General features: G+C 66.3%; 14 protein-coding genes. 7 read left to right on the plus strand and 7 right to left on the minus strand.

Translation table 11 applies throughout. The annotated features are described in order from the left end of the window. Positions 1-164: 164 nt before the first annotated feature. From secF to tgt, 4 genes are all read right to left on the minus strand, one after another. Entirely contained in the window at positions 165-1127 is a 963-nt protein-coding gene (secF, locus tag B5X73_RS16440; protein WP_036110852.1) for a protein translocase subunit SecF, read from the minus strand. Between the two features lie 12 nt (positions 1128-1139). Continuing rightward, complete coding sequence (gene secD, locus B5X73_RS16445) at positions 1140-3020, minus strand: protein translocase subunit SecD (protein ID WP_079522588.1); 1881 nt, start codon at positions 3018-3020, stop codon at positions 1140-1142. A 59-nt stretch (positions 3021-3079) separates the two neighbouring features. Beyond that, positions 3080-3421 carry a preprotein translocase subunit YajC gene (gene yajC / locus B5X73_RS16450; protein ID WP_036110847.1) on the minus strand — a complete coding sequence of 114 codons (342 nt, stop codon included), beginning with the start codon at positions 3419-3421 and terminating at the stop codon, positions 3080-3082. Positions 3422-3563: 142 nt separating this feature from the next. After that, a complete protein-coding gene (gene tgt / locus B5X73_RS16455; protein WP_036110844.1) occupies positions 3564-4694 on the minus strand; it encodes a tRNA guanosine(34) transglycosylase Tgt in 1131 nt (376 codons plus the stop codon). 219 nt (positions 4695-4913) lie between these two features. Here tgt and B5X73_RS16460 point away from each other — a divergent pair, with 219 nt between their 5' ends. Together B5X73_RS16460 and B5X73_RS16465 are read left to right on the plus strand one after the other, a co-directional pair. Beyond that, positions 4914-6086 (plus strand): flagellar hook-length control protein FliK, encoded by a 1173-nt coding sequence (locus B5X73_RS16460; RefSeq protein WP_079522589.1) that lies wholly within the window; start codon positions 4914-4916, stop codon positions 6084-6086. Continuing rightward, positions 6083-6346, plus strand: coding sequence for a hypothetical protein (locus tag B5X73_RS16465; RefSeq protein ID WP_036110839.1), 264 nt, complete (start codon positions 6083-6085; stop codon positions 6344-6346). The genes B5X73_RS16460 and B5X73_RS16465 overlap by 4 nt, the downstream gene beginning before the upstream one ends. 36 nt (positions 6347-6382) lie before the next feature. On the opposite strand, the gene murD is transcribed toward B5X73_RS16465, so the two are convergent. The 3 genes from murD to B5X73_RS16480 are packed head-to-tail and all read right to left on the minus strand — an operon-like array spanning position 6383 to position 11680. Beyond that, a complete protein-coding gene (murD, locus tag B5X73_RS16470; RefSeq protein WP_079522590.1) occupies positions 6383-7735 on the minus strand; it encodes a UDP-N-acetylmuramoyl-L-alanine--D-glutamate ligase in 1353 nt (450 codons plus the stop codon). Next, the gene (gene murL, locus B5X73_RS16475) at positions 7722-9071 is read right to left on the minus strand and encodes a UDP-N-acetyl-alpha-D-muramoyl-L-alanyl-L-glutamate epimerase (protein WP_079522591.1); all 1350 of its coding nucleotides are present in this window, start codon (positions 9069-9071) and stop codon (positions 7722-7724) included. Before murL ends, murD begins: the two co-directional genes overlap by 14 nt. Continuing rightward, complete coding sequence (locus B5X73_RS16480; protein ID WP_303048772.1) at positions 9068-11680, minus strand: bifunctional aspartate kinase/diaminopimelate decarboxylase; 2613 nt, start codon at positions 11678-11680, stop codon at positions 9068-9070. Before B5X73_RS16480 ends, murL begins: the two co-directional genes overlap by 4 nt. A 131-nt stretch (positions 11681-11811) precedes the next feature. On the opposite strand from B5X73_RS16480, the gene B5X73_RS16485 reads away from it, so the two are divergent. The 5 genes from B5X73_RS16485 to phaZ all read left to right on the plus strand — a co-directional run bounded on the left by B5X73_RS16485 (position 11812) and on the right by phaZ (position 18160). Further along, positions 11812-13125, plus strand: coding sequence for an amino acid permease (locus B5X73_RS16485; RefSeq protein ID WP_036110831.1), 1314 nt, complete (start codon positions 11812-11814; stop codon positions 13123-13125). 47 nt (positions 13126-13172) lie between these two features. Beyond that, the gene (locus B5X73_RS16490) at positions 13173-13724 is read left to right on the plus strand and encodes a (2Fe-2S)-binding protein (RefSeq protein WP_079522592.1); all 552 of its coding nucleotides are present in this window, start codon (positions 13173-13175) and stop codon (positions 13722-13724) included. Beyond that, a complete protein-coding gene (locus tag B5X73_RS16495) occupies positions 13721-16003 on the plus strand; it encodes a xanthine dehydrogenase family protein molybdopterin-binding subunit (RefSeq protein WP_079522593.1) in 2283 nt (760 codons plus the stop codon). The genes B5X73_RS16490 and B5X73_RS16495 overlap by 4 nt, the downstream gene beginning before the upstream one ends. 25 nt (positions 16004-16028) lie before the next feature. Beyond that, positions 16029-16793 carry a class I SAM-dependent methyltransferase gene (locus tag B5X73_RS16500; RefSeq protein ID WP_036110825.1) on the plus strand — a complete coding sequence of 255 codons (765 nt, stop codon included), beginning with the start codon at positions 16029-16031 and terminating at the stop codon, positions 16791-16793. An 83-nt stretch (positions 16794-16876) separates the two neighbouring features. Then, positions 16877-18160 carry a polyhydroxyalkanoate depolymerase gene (phaZ, locus tag B5X73_RS16505; RefSeq protein WP_051943347.1) on the plus strand — a complete coding sequence of 428 codons (1284 nt, stop codon included), beginning with the start codon at positions 16877-16879 and terminating at the stop codon, positions 18158-18160. The last annotated feature ends 1 nt before the right edge of the window (position 18161 follow it).

Raw genomic sequence — 18161 nt, forward strand, 5'->3', positions numbered from 1 at the left:
AGGCGTGGCCGCGAGGGTCACCCCCGCCGGCTCTCCAACGCGACACAACACGCCGCGACAAAGCCAAACGCGATGGCGCAAGCCGAGCCCTCACACCATTTGCAAAGGCAAAAAAAAACCCGGCGACCGAAGCCCCCGGGTTTCCGAAGCGGAACGAAGCAGCCTTACGGGCGGCGCGCCAGTTCCGGGTCTTCCTTGCTGACGGGCATCAGGTCCTGCTTCGACACGCCGAGCCAGAGAAGGATCGGGCTGGCGACGAAGATCGAGGACAGCGTGCCGACCACGATACCGATCAGCATGGTGATCGCGAAGGCGTGCACCACGGGACCGCCGATGAAGAACAGCGCCGCCATGGTGATGCCGGTGAACAGCGAGGTGATGATCGTTCGCGACAGCGTGCTGTTGATCGAACGGTTGAGCACTTCTTCCGGCGTGGCGTTACGGCTGGAGCGGAACAGCTCGCGGACACGGTCGAAGACGACGACCTTATCGTTGATCGAGTAACCGACCACCGCCAGCACCGAGGCGAGCACCGTCAGGTCGAACTCTCGCTGGGTCAGCGCGAAGATGCCCAGGGTCACGAGAACGTCGTGGACCTCGGTGGCGAGCGCGGCGATGGCGAAGCGCTTCTCGAAGCGGATCCACAGGTAACCCATGATGCCGATGATGACGAAGGCCACGGCGACGATACCGTCGCTGCGGAGCTCCTCACCCACCTGCGGGCCGACGAAGGACTTGCTCTTCATCGTCACATCGGGGCGGGTGGTCTTCAGGGCGGCGATGATGTCTGAGGAGACCTTGGTCGCCGCCTCTTCACCGACCAGCGTGACCGAGCCCTTGTCGTCTTTGGGCAACATGCGCACGTTGAACTCGCGCGTGCCGCCGACCGACTGCACCAGCGGGTTTTCGATGCCGGCCTTTTCGAGCGTGGCGCGGACCTCGTTGACCTCGATCGGCTGCGCGTAGTCGACGATGACCGAGACGCCGCCCAGGAAGTCCTGGCCGTAGTTGAAACCCTTGGTCAGGATCAGGCCGATCGAGCCCAGCATCAGCAGGACGGCGAGGCCGATGCTGTACTTGCGCAGACCGAGGAAGTTGAAGTTCGAGTTGTGATTGAAGATTTCCATGGCGTCCTCCCGTCAGACCGACAGGGTCTTGAGCTTGCGGCCGCCGTGGATCAGCGCCGTGATGGCATGGGTCACCGTCACCGACGTGAACATCGAGGTCAGGATACCGATGAAGAGCGTGACACCGAAGCCCTTGATCGGACCCGAACCCATGGTCATCAGACCGAGCGCGGCGAGCAGGTGGGTCACGTTGGCGTCGAGAATCGTCGCCCACGCCTTGTCGTAACCGGTGCGGATAGCCGCGAGCGGCGACGAGCCGTTGCGGAGTTCCTCGCGGATACGTTCGCAGATCAGCACGTTGGCATCGATTGCCATACCCAGCGTCAGCACGATACCGGCGATGCCGGGCATCGTCAGCGTCACGTGGATCAGCGACATCACCGCGACGAGCAGGACGAGGTTGAAGAACAGGGCGATGTCCGCGACGATGCCGAACAGCTTGTAGTAGATGGCCGCGGCGATCAGCACGAGGCCGAGGCCGAGCATCACCGCCTTGAAACCGCGGTCGATGTTGTCCGCGCCGAGGCTGGGACCGATGACGCTTTCGCCGACGATGTCGACCGGTGCCGCGAGCGAACCGCCGCGCAGCAGCAGGGCGAGATCGGAGGCTTCGGCGTCGCTGGGCAGGCCGTTGGTCGAGAACTGCTTGCCGAACGGCGAGCTGATGTTCGCGTAGTTGATGACTTCCTCGGTCGTCTTCGGCGTCTTCACTTCCTTGCCGTCGACCATCTTGATGTCGTTGGTACGCGTGATGTACAGCACGGCCATCGGCTTGCCGACGTTACCGTTGGTGAAGTCCTGCATCTTGCGGGCGGCGGCGCTGTTCAGCGTGACGCTGACGTTCGGCGTGCCGTTCTGCTGGTCGCGACCCGAGACGGCCGAGGTCAGCTGATCGCCCGTGGCGATGACGGTCTTGCTGAGCAGGTACGGGCGACGATCGCGGCCGTAATACAGCTTGGCGTCGGGCGGCACGCTGCCACTGCGGGCGGCATCCATGGCCTGCTGCGGGGTGTACAGGCCGGCGCGGTATTCCAGGGTGGCGGTCGCGCCGATCAGACGCTTGGCCTCGGCCGTGTCCTGCACGCCGGCCAGCTCGACGATGATCTGGCTCTGGCCCTGCTGCTGGATCAGCGGCTCGGACACGCCCAGTTCGTTCACACGCTGGCGCAGCGTGGTGACGTTCTGGGTGATGGCGCTCTGAGCGAGCTCGCGCAGCTTGGCCGGCTTGACCACGGCATTGAGCGTGAAGCGGTTGCCCGTGGACGGACCATCGGAAACGGTCAGATCGGTGAACTCGGTAGCGATGAGCGACGCGGCGGCCTGGCGATCGGCGTCGCTGCGCAGGATGATGCCGATGCCCTGACCGCGTGGATTGCGCGCCACCGAGTCGTACGAGATCTTCCTGTCACGCAGCAGCGAGCGGACGTCGTCCGCGTAGCGGGTTTCCTGACCGTCGATCACGGCATTCTGGTCGACTTCCATCAGGAAGTGCACACCGCCCTGCAGATCGAGACCCAGCGGCATCGAGTACGCGTTGATCGAGCGCAGCCACGACGGCACGGTCGAGGCGAGGTTGAGCGCGACCGTGTAGTCGTCACCGAGCGCGCCGCGAAGTGCGTCGGACGCCTTCGCCTGCGCGTCGGCACTGGCGAAGCGCGCCAGCAGGCGGCTGCCTTTCTCGGACGACGTCACGTCGACGCTCGCTGCCGGAACGTGGGCCGTGGCAAGAATGCTCTCGACCTTGGTCTTCAGCGTGGCGTCGACGGCGCTGCCGTGGTTACCCGAGATCTGCACGGCGGGCTGCGGCGTATAGACGTTCGGCAGCGCGTAGACGATGCCGAACAGCAATACGATCACAACCAGCGCGTATTTCCAGCGTGGAAAATCACTCATGCCTTACATTCCGTGGAGGCGGCCGGGTGCCGGCCGCAGCTGACGCGATGAGATGAAGCTCAGGACTTCTTGAGGCTGCCCTTCGGCAGCACCTGGGTGATCGAGCTCTTCTGGACCTGGACGACGGTGCCCGGAGCGATCTCGACACGGACGAAGGCCTCACCCACGTCTTCGATACGGCCGGCCATGCCGCCGCTCATCACGACCTCGTCGCCCTTGCTCAGCGCCGAGAGCAGGTTGCGGTGCTCCTTCTGACGCTTCATCTGCGGGCGGATCATCATGAAATAGAAGATGCCGAACAGCACCGCCATCATGATCAGCGGCGAGAAGCTCAGAGCGCCCTGGGGTGCGGCAGCGGGGGCAGTGGCCTGGGCAATGGCGGCGAACGTCGGAAGGCTCATCGGATATCTCGCAAGTCATGGAACAGCCAAGGAAAAGCGGCTGCTCACGTAAAAAGATCGTGGATTATGCCACGCGCCCCGGTGCTTATGTACCGGACTCGTCAAGGCTTCTGGGGGCGCCGGACAGCGCCCTCAAGCCCGGTCAGCCGTCGACGACGGCCTTTTGGCGGGCCGCATAGAAGGCGGTGACGAAGTCGTCGAGGGTACCCGTCTCGATCGCGCCGCGCAGCCCGGCCATCAAGCGCTGGTAGTGCCGCAGGTTGTGCATCGTCGCCAGCTGGCTGGCCAGGATCTCGTTGCAGCGATCGAGATGTCGCAGGTAGGCGCGCGAGAAGCCGTTGGCGCAGGCGTAGCAGTCGCAACCTTCTTCGATCACGCGGGTATCGGTAGCGAACTTCGCGTTCCGGATGCGCAACGTGCCTTCATACGTGAAGAGGAACCCGTTGCGCGCGTTGCGCGTAGGCATCACGCAATCGAACATGTCGATGCCGCGACGGACGGCCTCGACGATGTCTTCGGGGCGTCCCACCCCCATCAGATAACGGGGGCGATCCTTTGGCAGCATCGGCAGGGTCAGGTCGAGCGTGTGATTGCGCTCCGCCTCCGGCTCGCCGACGGCCAGACCACCCACGGCGTAACCGTCGAAGCCGATCTCCACCAGCCGCTCCGCCGAACGGTGGCGCAGCTTTTCGTACGTACTGCCCTGGACGATGCCGAACAGCGCGTTGGGGTTTTTCAGGTCGTCGAAAGCCTGGCGGGAACGCTCGGCCCAGCGCAGGCTGAGCTCCATCGAGTCAGAGGCGACCTTTTCGGTCGCCGGATACGGCGTGCACTCGTCGAAAATCATCGCGACGTCGGAGTCCAGCACCTTCTGGATCCGCATCGACTCTTCGGGCGAGAGGAACACCTTCGACCCATCCACCGGGGAGGCGAAGGTCACCCCCTCTTCGGTGATCTTGCGCTTGTGCGCCAGCGAGAAGACCTGAAAACCGCCGGAGTCCGTAAGGATCGGCTTGTTCCAGCCGATGAACTTATGCAGCCCGCCGAATTCGCCGACGATCTCGAGGCCAGGCCGCAGAAACAGGTGGAAGGTATTGCCGAGGATGATCTCCGCGCCGGTGTCGAGGACATCGCGCGGGGTCATGGCTTTCACGGAGCCGTAGGTGCCCACCGGCATGAAGGCCGGGGTTTCGACGGTGCCGCGGCCGAATCGGAGACGGCCACGCCGGGCCGCGCCATCGGTGGCGAGGAGTTCGAAGGGAAGCTGGGTCATCCGCGTAGTGTACCGGGAGTCGGCCCTTCGGACCTGCAGGTCGGGCGCCGCGCGGACGGAGAGCATTACCTTGCCGGGGCGGCGGCCCACCGCGCTCGCCGTTTACGCGTACAGGTGTCGGCAAGCGCCAACCTAAAGTTCCGCCCGTTTCCGCCGATTCCTATGCCACAGGAGCGAGCCCAGACCGGGGTCCGCCCAGGCCCTCGGAGGACCTGCCCTTTGATCATCCAGCCGACCAGTATCGCCGCCCAGCTATGGGCCGGCGCGGCAGCGGGCACCACCGCGGCCGTTGATGCCTGGCGGGTGGGTACGCTGCTGACGGCACGCGTCATGGGGCAGAACGACATCGGCAAGCTGCTGCTGGACATCGGCGGTATCACGGTGGAGGCCGACACCACGGGCACCCAGCTTCCCCAGCAGTTTCAGGTGCGCGTCCTGACCCAAGGCGCTCAGCCCCAGCTCGAAGTCCTCATCGCCCACCCCGAGGAAGGCGTCACGATGCAGGGACTGCGCGAACGGCTGCCGCTGCAGAATGGTTACGCGCCGCTGCTCGGCGCACTGGCCTCACTGGCGCGCAGCCCGGTGGCCCGCTCGCTGCCGGCACCCCTGCGAGCCGCACTCGCCACGCTCGAGGCTTCGATCAGCGGACCCGATGATGTCAGCACGCCGATGGGCATGAAGGAAGCCATCGCCAAGAGCGGCAGCTTCCTCGAATCCCATCTCGCCGAGCCGACGAAAGAGACCCCGGCGGCCGACGATTTCAAGGCGGCATTGATGGCGCTCCGCCGCACGCTGGCCGATCTTCCGCCGACGCGAAGCGCATCGGGCGTCAGCACCGGCCCCGGACTTCCGCGCCAGCTTGGTGACACACCCCCGCCGCTCGCCCAGCGCGCACTGATTGCCCAGCCTCGCGTGGCGGAATTCGCCATCACCGAAGACGACGTCGACGCGCTGGTCGGCCAGTTACGGACCGACACACGTGCCGCACTGTCCCGTGTCGAGATCGGTCAGCTGGAATCCCAGCCGCAGGCCGGACTATGGATGATCGAAGTGCCGCTGGCGAACGCGCGCGGTTACGACGTGCTCCAGTTGCGGATCGAGGAAGGCAAGCCAGGCCCTGGCGAGCCGGATGGCCTGTGGACGGTCGGATTCGCCATCGACCCGCTCGCGCTGGGCGCCGTACAGGGTGAGATCCAGCTGCGCATACCGCGCGTGTCGGTGCGCCTGTGGGTACAACAGGCCGACACCGTGTCGCGCCTGGAAACCGAATTCGTCTCGCTGCGGCGCGTGCTCGAGAAAAGCGGCCTGCAGCTCGATCATTTCTCCTGCATGCACGGCCTGCCCGTGCCGACCAGCGCGTATAGCGCGGTCCTCCTCGAAGCCCGCGCATGAATCCGTCCCTGCCCTCCCCGCGCCGCAGTGTCACGCTGCGGCTCGCGACGCCGACCAGCAATGGGAAAACCCAGCGTGTCGACGCCGACAGCGTGAAAAACATGCTGGAGCGCGCGCAGGCGCTGGGGCTCGCACCGCAACTGGATCCGCAGATCGCTACCTTGCTGGCGGCCGTGCGGCTGCGCGACGACGTGCCGCCGGAGCTGTATGCGGCACTGGCGGCGGTGGTGGGGACCTTACTCGGGGCTGTCGAGGCCTGATGCGCCGCGGCTCACGTCAGCCTGTCGGCGACGGCGTCAGCTGACGCCCAGGCCCTGGATACTGGCCGCGCCGGCTTCAAACCCCGCCAGCTCGGCAAAGCGTTTGCCACGCTCCGCATAATCCCTGAACTGGTCGAAGCTCGGCGCACCCGGCGACAGCACGACGACGCCCTCGCCGCTCAGGGCGTTACGCGCGGCACCGACGGCGGCGGCGAGATCCGCTGCCCGATAAACATTCGCGACACCCGCCGCCTCCAGCGCATCCGCAATACGCGAACCGCTGGCACCCTGGCACACGATCGCCTCAGGCGCATCCAGGCGCATCGCTTCCACAAACGGCGTCCAGTCGAGACCGCGATCGTGCCCGCCGACGAGCAGCGCGACACGTTCCACCCCCACGCTTTCGAGCGCGGCAAGACTCGCCAGCGGCGTCGTGCTGATCGAATCGTTGATCCAGCGCAGGCCATGGATCTCGCCCAGCGGCTGCAACCGATGCGGCAGAGGCACAAAGGTGGACAACGCAGGCGCTGCGGCACGCGCATCGAGGCCGGCGATCTCCAGTGCGGCAAGAGCGGCACACGCGTTGACTGCGTTGTGAAGACCCGGCGCGGACACCGCGGATGCCGCGATCACGTTTTCGCTTCCACGCCGAATCCAGCCGTCGGCGACATGCCAGTGCGCCTCGTCGCCAAACGTATGCAGACCGGGATGGTCCGCCGCTCGCGCCATCAGCGCAGGCTGCATCGCATTGACCAGCACCTGCGCGGATGACGCCAGCAACTTCAGTTTGTCGCTGACGTAACGCTCGCGCGAGCCGTGCCAGTCGAGGTGTTCTTCGTAGAGACTGGTGACGACGCCAAGCCCGACACCAAACGCTTCGCCGGTCTGGAAACTCGACAGTTCGATCACCCACAGATCGGCGCTCTCGCCATCGAGCTCGAGCATTGGCAAGCCAATGTTGCCGGCCAGTGCCGTGCGCACACCCAACGAACGCGCAAGATGCGCGATCAAAGCGGATGTGGTGCTTTTGCCCTTGGTACCCGTCACCGCTATGGTCTTCGCCGTCACATGGGCGGCGAACCAGAGCGCGGTGCCCGATGTAAAACGCGTGCCGCGCGCCTGCGCATCGAGCAGTTCGGGCTTGTACGCGGAGATACCGGGGGACTTGATGACGATGTCGTACGACGCGAGCGCATCGGCATCGGGGGCCACGTCATGTACGTGCGCCCATGGAAACGAAGCACGTGCCGCGGCCGCCTCGTCGGACGAACAGTAGACATCGACCAGCTGCCCCGGCAGATGCCGGGCCAGCGCGTCGAGGGCCGCACGCCCTTCGCGACCGAAACCCCAGACGGCGACGCGGCGCCCCTCGAGATCAGCCCAGCGCATCCAGCGCTCCGAGCAGACGCGATGGCACGAGGTGCGACGCACCCGGCTTCAGCCAGGGCTCGAGTGCGAGCTCGGACGAGTCGAGTTGCGGAAGAATCTCGCGACGGAAACGCGACACCAGCGCGTCTTCGCGCCACTCCGGACGCTCCGCCAGCGACGCGAGCGCGGCGCGCGCTTCGGCGCCCTCGCCCACGCACTCGAACGGCTTGTGGTTCTTGTATTCGAGCAACGCGTCGAACGCGTCGGCCAGCGAGTCGTCGTCGAGCAGGTTGCGCCCGAAGATCGATACCAGCCGCGGTTTGGCCATGAACGGCGCGAGCGCGAGAAACACGAAATGGCATTTCGGGCACTGACCGCACCAGCGATCCGCCGGCTTGGGGCCGAGGATACGGAAGTTCCGGTTGCAGCTGGAGAACGCATCGAAATACGCCGCGCCAAGGCGCGCGAATGCGCTGGTCACCGCGAGCTCCGACCACGGTCGCAGGAGCGAGCAGTAGTCGAGATCGGCGGCGACATGCGAATGCAGGTAGTCGTGGAAGGTCTTCTCGAAACCGAAGCCCTTGCTCCACTGGTGATTCACTTCCTGGCCTTCGTATTCCAGCGTGGCGACCGATGCCGAACGTTCATTGGCGAATACGATGGAGTCGTAGCCGTACAACAGAGCCGCCAGCGTCAGAATGGCCGAGTTGATCGCCGTCACGGGGATATGCCCGTTCCACGCGCCCAGGCGGTTCAGTTCGAACAGACCCGGCGCCAGCTCGCGCGAAATGTTCAGCGTCGACAGACCGGTTCGCGCCGCACATTCGGCGATGAGCGGCGAATTGCCGACCCACGCCGCCGTCGCGTCACCACCGGTCGACTTCACGGCCTCGACGGCGACCACGGAATCCTTGCCGCCACCGATCGGCAGCAACGAGCGTGCCGGCAAACCGATCGCGGGGGCCGCGACGCGATCGCGACTTTCGAACGGAAACGCGATACGCCCACGCAGATCCAGCCGGTTGCGATAGGCGAACTCGGCCAGACCATGCAGATACAGCGCATCGGCAAGCGTCGCCGTCTCTTCGTCGAGCGGCTCGCCTTCGATCACGATCGACGGCGGGATGCCCGCCTTGTAGTAGCTGACACCGGCGACGATATGCAGCAGCCGGAGCGCCGACGCGAACGCCGCCTCGCGCTCCGGCGGGACCGTCGGCGCCCCCGGAAACGTAACGCGCTCGATCAGCTCGAGGCCGTCGTCGAAGGCGTAGACCAGCTCGGCGACACCATCGACGAAGGTGTGACGGACGAAGCGGAAGCGCTCGCTTCCGCGTGGATCGGTGAGGTTGGCGGTCACGGCAGCAGCACCTCGTCGGCTTCGTCACGAAGGTTGTAGCGCGACGACATGACGGCACCGTATGCGCCGCCCTGCGCCACGAGGATCACATCGTCCTCTTTCGATTCCGGCAGGCGCCGGTCCGAACCGAGGATGTCACCGGACTCGCAGATAGGGCCGACTACCTGGTACATCGTGGTCGCCGCTTCACCGTGGCGCGTGAGGTTCACGATCTCGTGCCAGGCATCGTAGAGCGCGGGACGGATCAGGCTGTTCATGCCCGTGTCGAGACCGAGGTAACGCACGTTGGCGCCCTTCTCCTTTTCCTGCGTGACACGCGCCAGCAGCACGCCGGCATCGGCCACCAGATAGCGGCCGGGCTCCATCCACAACTGGAACTGCGGATAGGCCTGACGTACCGAGGTCAGCACGCGATCGAGCGCGGGCATGTCGAGCGCGGTCTCGCCCGGATGCGACGGCACGCCCAGGCCTCCGCCGATGTTCAGCACGGTGATGGTCCCGATACGCTCCGCCAGCGCCGCCAGCTGCGAGTAGACCTCGCCCCAGTGTGCGGCATCGAGAATGCCCGAGCCCAGATGCGCGTGCAGGCCGATAACCCGCGCCCCGGCCGCATCGGCCAGACGCAGGAAACGGTCGATCTGCTCGATCGGCACACCGAACTTGCTGCCGGTACCGCCCGTTTTCACCTTGTCGTGGTGCCCCAGCCCGCGACCGAGGTCCACGCGCAGAATGATCTCGCGACCGGCGAACAGATCGCTCCAGTGCTCGATCGGATACAGCGCGTCGATGGTGATGGTCGCGCGCGTCCGCAACGCGGCTTCGAAATCGCGACGCGCGGCGAAGTTCGGAGTGAACAGCAGCGGCGTGCTCTCGGGCACCGCCGCCGACACGGCGGCGAGCTCGCCCGGCGAGACGCACTCGAAGGCAAAGCCTTCTTCCGCCAGCACCTTGAGGATGCCCGGATGCGTATTGGCCTTGACCGCGTAATGCGCGCGGTCCACCGCCTGCAGCGATTTCACCCGGCGTGCCTGCGCACGCACGGTCGGCAGATGATAGACGTAGCGCGGCGTGCGCTCTTTCGCGAGGTCGACGAGCTTCAGGCGCTCGCCCTGCCACCATGCGGCGGCCGGCAGCACCTGTTCGCCCGCACCGTACAAGGCCTGCCACGACGGCCCGAACACCACGCTGTCGTCCGTGCGCAGAGCGCCCGCACCGATCAGTAGTTCGTGCAGACGCGGCAGCATGTCGTCCACCACGTCCTCGTCGACGACGAAGGTCAGGTTGAGGTTGTTGGACGACTGCGAGATCAGGTGGACGCGAAGCTGGCCGAACTCGGCCAGCACACCCGACAGCTTGTGCAGCATCGAGCGCATGCCGCGGCCGACCAGCGTGATCGCCGCGCACGGCGCGATCACCTTCACCCTGCAGACGCGCGCCAGGTCCGCGGCAAGCGCGGCGATGGCGTCGGAATCCAGCAGGTTTTCGGTCGGGTCGAGCGACACCGTGACATTGGTTTCCGCCGAGCCGATCAGATCGACGGAGAGACCATGCCGGCGGAAGGCATCGAACACGTCGGCCAGGAAGCCGACCTGCTGCCACATGCCCACCGACTCCATCGAGACCAGCGTGATGCCCTTGCGCGCACTGATCGCCTTGATGCTGGGTGCGTGTTCGCGGATCTCGGGACCGATGAAGGTGCCTTCCAGCTCGGGCCGGTTGGTGTCCTTGATCAGCAGGGGGACGCGGGGCTCGCGCAGCGGAGACAGGCAGCGCGGGTGCAGCACCTTGGCGCCGGTGGAGGCGATCTCCTGGGCTTCTTCGTAGTCCAGGCGCTGGAGCAGGCGCGCGCCGGCGACCTGGCGCGGGTTGGCACTGAACATGCCCGCCACGTCGGTCCAGATCTCCACGCGGGATGCCGCCAGCAGCGCGCCGAAATAAGCCGCCGACGTATCCGAACCGCCGCGACCGAGCAGCACCGTGCGGCCTTCCTCGTCGCAGGCGATGAAGCCCTGGGTGATGAAGACCTCACCGCGCTCGGCCAGCGAGGCCGTCAGGGCGGCATCGTGATGAGGCTCGACCATCGCCGAGAGCAGGCGGGTCCGCTCGTTCTGGTTTGGCAGGGCCACCGAATGCAGGCACTCGCGCGCGTCGACCCACGTGGTGGGCAGACCGTTCGCGCTGAGGAATGCCGCACCGAGCGCGCTGGACATCAGCTCGCCATGCGCCTGAACACGGGCCTGCCAGGCCAGTTCACCCAGCTCGCCGGCACCGCTGTCGGCAAGACCGGCCAGATCGGCCAGGCGCGCGCCGAGCGTCTCCGGCATGGCGAGCGACATCTCGGCGAGCAGGGCGTGGTGGCGATCGGCCAGGGCGGCGGCCGCGTCCGAGCGGCGTTTCGATTCCGTGTGCGTGCAAAGCTGTTTCAGGCCGTCCGTAATGCCGGACAGGGCCGAGACCACGATCAGCACGCGCGCGCCTTCGGCGCGGCGGCTGGCGGCCAGCTCGAGGATATTGCGCCAGCGTGCGGCGGTGGCCACCGAAGTGCCGCCGAACTTCATGACGATCCAGGGCGCGTTGAGAGGCAACGGCGCGTTTGCGTTTTCGCTCACGGGACTCTTTTGTTGGCTGGGGAAAGAAGCGGTCAGCCAGGGCTGACTATCCCCCGAAGTGTTGCGCCGCAACGGAGAAAACGCAATCTGGGCTATTCTCCGTCCTTTATCCCGATCACGACCCACGTCTCATGGAAAATCCCGGCTACGCACGCCGTCTCACCCTCATGGATGCCGCACTCATCGTCGTCGGCGGCATCATCGGGGGCGGCATCTTTCTCAACCCGGGCATCGTCGCGCAACGCACGTCCTCGGGCTGGGTACTGCTGGCGTTGTGGGTGGGCGGGGGCCTGCTGACCCTGATCGGCTGCCTCTGCTACGCCGAACTCGGCGCCCGGCGCCCGGAAGCGGGCGGCAGCTACGTCTACCTGCGTGAGGCGTTCGGCCGTCTGGCCGGCTTCCTGTTCGGCTGGACGATGCTGCTGGTGATCTACAGCGGAAGCAGCGCCGCGGTGGCGACGATCTTCGGCAGCTACGCCACGTCGGTGTTCGGTCTGTCGCCCGACCTGGTCAAGCCGCTGGCCGTGGGCGCGCTGATTTTCGTGACCGGGCTGAATCTTTTCGGGATCCGCTTCGGCGCCCAGGTACAGAATCTCTTCGCCATCCTGAAACTGCTCGCCATCGCCGCCCTGGTGGTGACCGGCCTGGCCTTCGCCGGCGTCGGCACCACTCATGCACTGGCACCGGGCGTCGCGCCGACGAGCGGCAGCCTCGCCGGCGCCCTGCTGCCGGTGCTGTTCGCCTTTTCCGGCTTCAGCTACCTCAACAATCTCGCGGGCGAAGTACGTGACCCGCAGCGGACGCTGCCACGCGCGCTGGTACTGGGCATGCTGGTGGTCATCGCCGCCTACGTGCTCACCAACTACGCTTATATGGCCGTGCTGGGTCACGATGGCCTCGCCGCCAGCCAGGCACCCGCCGCCGACGTCATGAGCCGTGTGTTCGGTGCGGCCGGCGCCAAGGTCATCGCGATCGGCATCGCCGTTTCCACACTTGGTTTCTGCAACATCACCCTCGTGGCGGGCGCCCGTGTGCTCCAGGTGATGGGCGAGGATGGCCTGTTCTTCTCCAGCGTAGCGCGGCTGCATCCGCGTTACCGCACGCCCAACATCGCCCTGATGGCGCTCGCGGCGTGGGCCATCGTGCTGGTCCTGTCGGCCAATTACGGGCAGTTGCTGGATTTCGCGGCGTTCGGCGACTGGGTCGCGTACGCCGTGACCATCGCCACGCTGTTCTGGTATCGCCGCCACGGCGGCAGCCGGCCGGCGTTCGCCACGCCGGCGTACCCGTTGCTGCCGATGATTTTCCTCGGCACCGTGATCGCGGTGGTCGTCGCCTACGCCTGGGACAAGCCGCTGAGCGCCGGCGTGGTGTGCCTCGTGGTGCTCGCCGGACTGCCTGTGTATGCGGTCTGGCGACATCTGTTCAGTAAAGTGGCTCGCTGATCATGGGCACGGATGCCACAATGAACCGGTTCAGCTGAGGAAAGCAGATGGCACAGCAAGGCCCGACGTCTCCCGTACCCGTTCCGACCCGACAGGACGCCTCGCAACCGGCGCCCAAGCCCGTACGTGAAGGCATCGACCTCATCATCAACGACAAGCGGTACCGGCACTCGGGCGACAAGACCATGCCCCTGCTCTGGTACCTGCGCGACGTCCTGCGCCTGACCGGCGCCAAATACGGCTGCGATCAGGGTGATTGCGGCTTCTGCACGGTCATCGTCGACGGCAAGGCCGTGGCCTCGTGCCAGACGCCGATGGAAAAGCTCACCGGCAAGCGCGTCACCACGGTCGAGGGTCTGGCCGGCGCCGACGGCAAGCTGCATCCCGTACAGCAGGCGTGGATCGACGAGGACGCGATCATGTGCGGCTTCTGCCAGCCCGGCCAGATCATGGCGGCGGTGGAGCTGCTCTCGCGGCAGAAAAATCCGTCGGACGCCGACATCGACAAGATAGGCAACCTCTGCCGCTGCGGAAGCTATGGCCGCATCCGCAAGGCGATCAAACGCGCCGCGGGCAACATGAAGGACGGCAAGGCATGAGTGGCGAAGTCCGACTCTCTCGCCGCCGCTTTCTCAAGTACGCCGCGGGCACCGCGGGGGCGCTGGTCATCGGTATCGGCAGCGCCGAAGCCCTCGACCGACCGCCACCGGTCGGCCTGCTGGGCGACGCCTGGGCCCAGGTCGGCTCGTACCTGCGCGTGGCAGCCGATGGTCGCATCTACATCGGCGTGCGCGATCCGGACAACGGCGAAGGCACCGCGACGTCGCTGGCGCGCATCATCGCCGAAGAACTCGATGCCGACTGGTCGCGCGTCATCGTCGAGCCGCTCGGGCTTGGCATCCAGGCAGGCAACGGCGAACCCAGATTCACCTATGGCCGGCAGCGCAGCGGCGACGCGACGAGCATTCCCGCCGCCTGGGCCGACCTGCGCCAGGCAGGCGCCCTCGGTCGCTGGCTGATCCTGCAGGCGGCCGCGCGTCGCCTCGGCCTGCCTGCCGACCAGCTGCACACGGAGAACGGCGTCGTCATCGCGAGCGATGGGCGTCGTCTTTCTTATGCCGATCTCGCATCGGCCGCTGCCTCGATCGATGCACCGTCGACGGCGCCGCCGCTGAAGGCCACCGACGCCTACCGCCTGATCGGTCAGCCTGCCGGTGACGTGGACGCCCGTGCGGCGGTGACCGGACAGCTTCGTTATGCCGGTGACGACAGTATCGGCGACGCCGTGGTCGCCGTGCTTGCGCGCTGCCCCTACCCGGGCGGCTCACTGGATACCGCCGATCGCGAAGCGGCCGGGAAGATTGCCGGCGTCTACGACGTCATCGACATCACACCCGAACAGGGCCAGCTTGCCGGCACCGCCGTGCAGGTGCCCTCGATAGCCGTGCTCGCCACGGATACCTGGAGCGCCCTCGCCGGTCGTGCCGCATTGAAGGCCACCTGGAAGCAGGGCCCCAGCGTCGAACCTTCCGCCTACACGCTCGAGCAGAAGGCGCTGGAGCTGTTTGGCGACGATGCCGGGGCGGCGGAGCCTTCCACCGTTCGCAACGACGGCGACGTCGCCGCCGCGCGCAAGAAGGCCGCGCGCGCGCTCGAAGCCACCTATTTCCAGCCCTGGATCGCCCATGCCACGGCGGAGACACCGAACTGTGTGGTTCGCCTGGATGCCGATACCAGCATCACGGTGATCGCGGCTACCCAGTCTCCGCGCGCGGCCTACGCCGTCGTGCAGCGCATGACCGGATTCAAGCCGGAACAGATCGATATCCAGGTGCCCCGCGGTGGCGGCGGCTTTGGCCGTCGCCTCGAGCAGGACTATATCGCCGAGGCTGTCGCCGTCGCTCTGGCGAAGAAGGCCGACACCGTTCGCAACCGGCCGATCAAGCTGCTGTGGACCCGTGACGACGATCTCGCACACGACTATTACCGCCCCCTGGCGGTGCATCGACTGAACGCGTCCATCGACCGCAAGAAAGCGATCGTGGGCTGGCACCAGCGCATGGCCAGCCCGTCGATGCTGGTCGGCCGCGCCACGCCGGACAACCGCCTGTGGCAGTCCGAGCTGGTCCCCGACGCGCTTCCCGCCGGACTGGTACCGAACTTCCGCAGCGACTGGTACCCCCTGGAATCGCAGCTGGCACGCGGTGAATGGCGAGGCTCGCCGCATGTCACACCCGCGTTCGCCACGGAAAGCTTCATCGACGAGATCGCCCATTCCCTGAAGCTGAACCCGCTCGATTTCCGGCTCGCCATGCTCGGCGAGGGACGCCAGCTGCCTTACAACGGCCGTGGCGGCCCCCTCGACACGGCCCGCCTCGCCAACGTGCTGAAACTGGCTGCCGAGAAGATCGACTGGAGCCGCTGGCTGCGCAGCGAAAACGGCCTCGGCATCGCCTGCTCGTACGTATTCGGCGCCTACGTGGCGCACGCCATCGAAGTGGCGCCCACGGCGGACGGCATCGATATCCGCCGCGCGGTCTGCGTCGCGGATGTGGGCCGGGCGATCAACCCGCTGGGCCTGGAAGCGCAGTTGCAGGGCGCCACCATGGACGCCCTGTCGACCGCCCTCAACCTCGCCATCACGGTGAAGGACGGCAAGGTGCAGCAGACGGGATTCCGTGACTACCCGGTCTCGGCGACGCAGCCGCTGCCCTATGAGGTCGAAACGGTGATCGTGCCCTCCACGGCCGAACCCACCGGCGCCAGCGTCATCGGTGTACCCTCGGCGGCACCCGCGCTCGCCAACGCCGTGTTCCGCGCCACCGCGGTTCGCGTCCGCCGCCTGCCCCTGTTGCGTGAGCTTTCCCGCCTGCGCTGATGTTCCGTCCCGCCCGAGGTAACGTATGTCCACTGCATCAGTCACCTCGGGCTCGACGGCCTCGCGGACCGACGCCGACCTGATCGGCAGCAATAAGCGTTTCTACGACGCGCTGTGGTCCGAAGCGAAGCTGTTTTCACCGAAGCGCTTCAATACGTGGCCGCTGGTTTCCGAACTGGCGGCCCAGACGTCGCGCCGCCTCGAAGTCGCGCCGGGCCTGCGTCCGCGCCTGCCGCTCGAAGGCACCCAGTTCGTCGATCTCAGCGTTCCCGCGCTGGCGGAGCTCGGCCGCAACGGTGCCAGGGTCGCCAACGCCATGATCGGCGCCCTGCCGTTTCGCGACGCCAGCTTCGATTTCGTCTGCGCTTTCGACATCCTCGAGCACGTGGTGGACGATGAAGGCGCGCTCGGTGAACTCGCGCGTGTCGCCGAGCCGGGTGCCCGCCTGCTGATTTCCGTGCCGCTGCATCCCGACGCATGGACCGCCTTCGACGATTTCGTCGGGCATTACCGCCGCTACGAGCCGGACGCCATCCGCGACCTGCTCGCCCGCCACGGATTCACCATCGAGCGCAGCGCCGTCTACGGCATGCAGCCCAAATCCTCGAAGCTGCTCGACCTCGGCCAGTGGTACCTGACCCACCAGCGCGCCCGCGCCATGTGGTGGTACAACCGCGTGTTCATGCCGCTCGGGGTGCGTTTCCAGAAGGCCCTGGACTTCAGGCCGGGCTTCGAGCCGGGCCCGGGCGTGGACGAGGTCCTGCTGGTCTGCCGCAAGGCCGCCGTTTAAATCGAGCAAAAACAGGGGCTTTACATATGGCGCGGCGCAACTGGTTATGATGCGCCACCCTCCCCGCCCCTTCCGGAACCTGCATGCTCTATCTCATGCACGAATGGCAACGCTCGATGCTCAGCCCTCTGACCTACTGGGCCGAGGCGAGCGCGAAGATGTTTGGCGACGTTGCCAGCCCGTTTGCCCGCATGCCCGGCGCCGATCGCGCCGCGGCGGGGTACGAGCTCATGTTCCGCCTGGGCAAGGCTTACGAAAAGCCTGAATTCGATATCCACAGTGTGCACGCGCACGGGCACGACGTCGCCATCGTCGAGCAGGTGGCGCTGGCCAAGCCGTTCTGCACACTGAAGCGCTTCAAACGCTTTTCCGACGATCAGTCGACCGTCGACAAGATGAAGAACGATCCGGCGGTGCTGGTCGTGGCTCCGTTGTCGGGCCATCACTCGACCCTGCTGCGCGACACCGTGCGCACCCTGCTACGCGACCACAAGGTGTACATCACCGACTGGGTCGACGCACGCATGATCCCGCTGGACGAAGGCTCGTTCTCGCTGGCGGACTACGTCGCATACGTCGAGGAATTCATCCGTCACGTCGGCGTGCACCGCGCGCACGTCGTCTCGGTCTGCCAGCCGACCGTGCCGGTGCTCGCCGCCGTCTCGCTGATGGCTGCGCGGGGTGAGGCGACGCCCGCCACGCTCACCCTCATGGGCGGCCCGATCGACACGCGCAAGAGTCCCACCAGTGTCGACAACCTGGCCACCACGCGACCGCTGTCGTGGTTTCGCAACCAGCTGATCCACAAGGTGCCGTACCAGTATCCCGGCGCCGGCCGCGAGGTCTACCCGGGTTTTCTGCAGCACGCGGGCTTCCTGGCCATGAACCCGAGCCGCCACGTCATGTCGCACTGGGACTTCTACGAGAACCTGCGCAAGGGCGACCTCGACGACGCCGAGCAGCATCGCAAGTTCTACGACGAATACAACGCCGTGCTCGACATGCCGGCCGAGTACTACCTCGACACGATCGAGACGGTGTTCCAGGAGCACCGCCTGCCCAAGGGTACGTGGGAGATCCACGGCGAACTGGTGCAGCCGGCCAAAATCAAGGACACCGCCCTGCTCACCATCGAAGGTGAACTCGACGACATCTCCGGCCCCGGTCAGACCGAGGTCGCGCACAGCCTTTGCAAGGGCATCGCGAAGAAGCGCAAGAAGCACATCACGGTGGAAGGCGCCGGTCATTACGGCATCTTCAGCGGTCGTCGCTGGCGCGACATCGTTTACCCGGACGTGCGCGATTTCATCAAGGCGCATGACAGAGGCAACAGCAACACGGGCGCCAAGGGCAACCGTAAGGTCTGAG

It is taken from the genome of Luteibacter sp. 22Crub2.1, assembly GCF_900167995.1.
Taxonomy (GTDB): domain Bacteria; phylum Pseudomonadota; class Gammaproteobacteria; order Xanthomonadales; family Rhodanobacteraceae; genus Luteibacter; species Luteibacter mycovicinus.

Excerpts from the sequence above, each read along its gene's own strand:
- B5X73_RS16495 (WP_079522593.1), top strand. The coding sequence starts at position 13,721 with ATGAGTGGCGAAGTCCGACTCTCTCGCCGCCGCTTTCTCAAGTACGCC.
- B5X73_RS16490 (WP_079522592.1), top strand. The coding sequence starts at position 13,173 with ATGGCACAGCAAGGCCCGACGTCTCCCGTACCCGTTCCGACCCGACAG.
- secD (WP_079522588.1), bottom strand. The coding sequence starts at position 3,020 with ATGAGTGATTTTCCACGCTGGAAATACGCGCTGGTTGTGATCGTATTG.
- B5X73_RS16485 (WP_036110831.1), top strand. The coding sequence starts at position 11,812 with ATGGAAAATCCCGGCTACGCACGCCGTCTCACCCTCATGGATGCCGCA.
- yajC (WP_036110847.1), bottom strand. The coding sequence starts at position 3,421 with ATGAGCCTTCCGACGTTCGCCGCCATTGCCCAGGCCACTGCCCCCGCT.
- tgt (WP_036110844.1), bottom strand. The coding sequence starts at position 4,694 with ATGACCCAGCTTCCCTTCGAACTCCTCGCCACCGATGGCGCGGCCCGG.
- secF (WP_036110852.1), bottom strand. The coding sequence starts at position 1,127 with ATGGAAATCTTCAATCACAACTCGAACTTCAACTTCCTCGGTCTGCGC.
- murD (WP_079522590.1), bottom strand. The coding sequence starts at position 7,735 with ATGCGCTGGGCTGATCTCGAGGGGCGCCGCGTCGCCGTCTGGGGTTTC.
- phaZ (WP_051943347.1), top strand. The coding sequence starts at position 16,877 with ATGCTCTATCTCATGCACGAATGGCAACGCTCGATGCTCAGCCCTCTG.
- B5X73_RS16500 (WP_036110825.1), top strand. The coding sequence starts at position 16,029 with ATGTCCACTGCATCAGTCACCTCGGGCTCGACGGCCTCGCGGACCGAC.
- B5X73_RS16465 (WP_036110839.1), top strand. The coding sequence starts at position 6,083 with ATGAATCCGTCCCTGCCCTCCCCGCGCCGCAGTGTCACGCTGCGGCTC.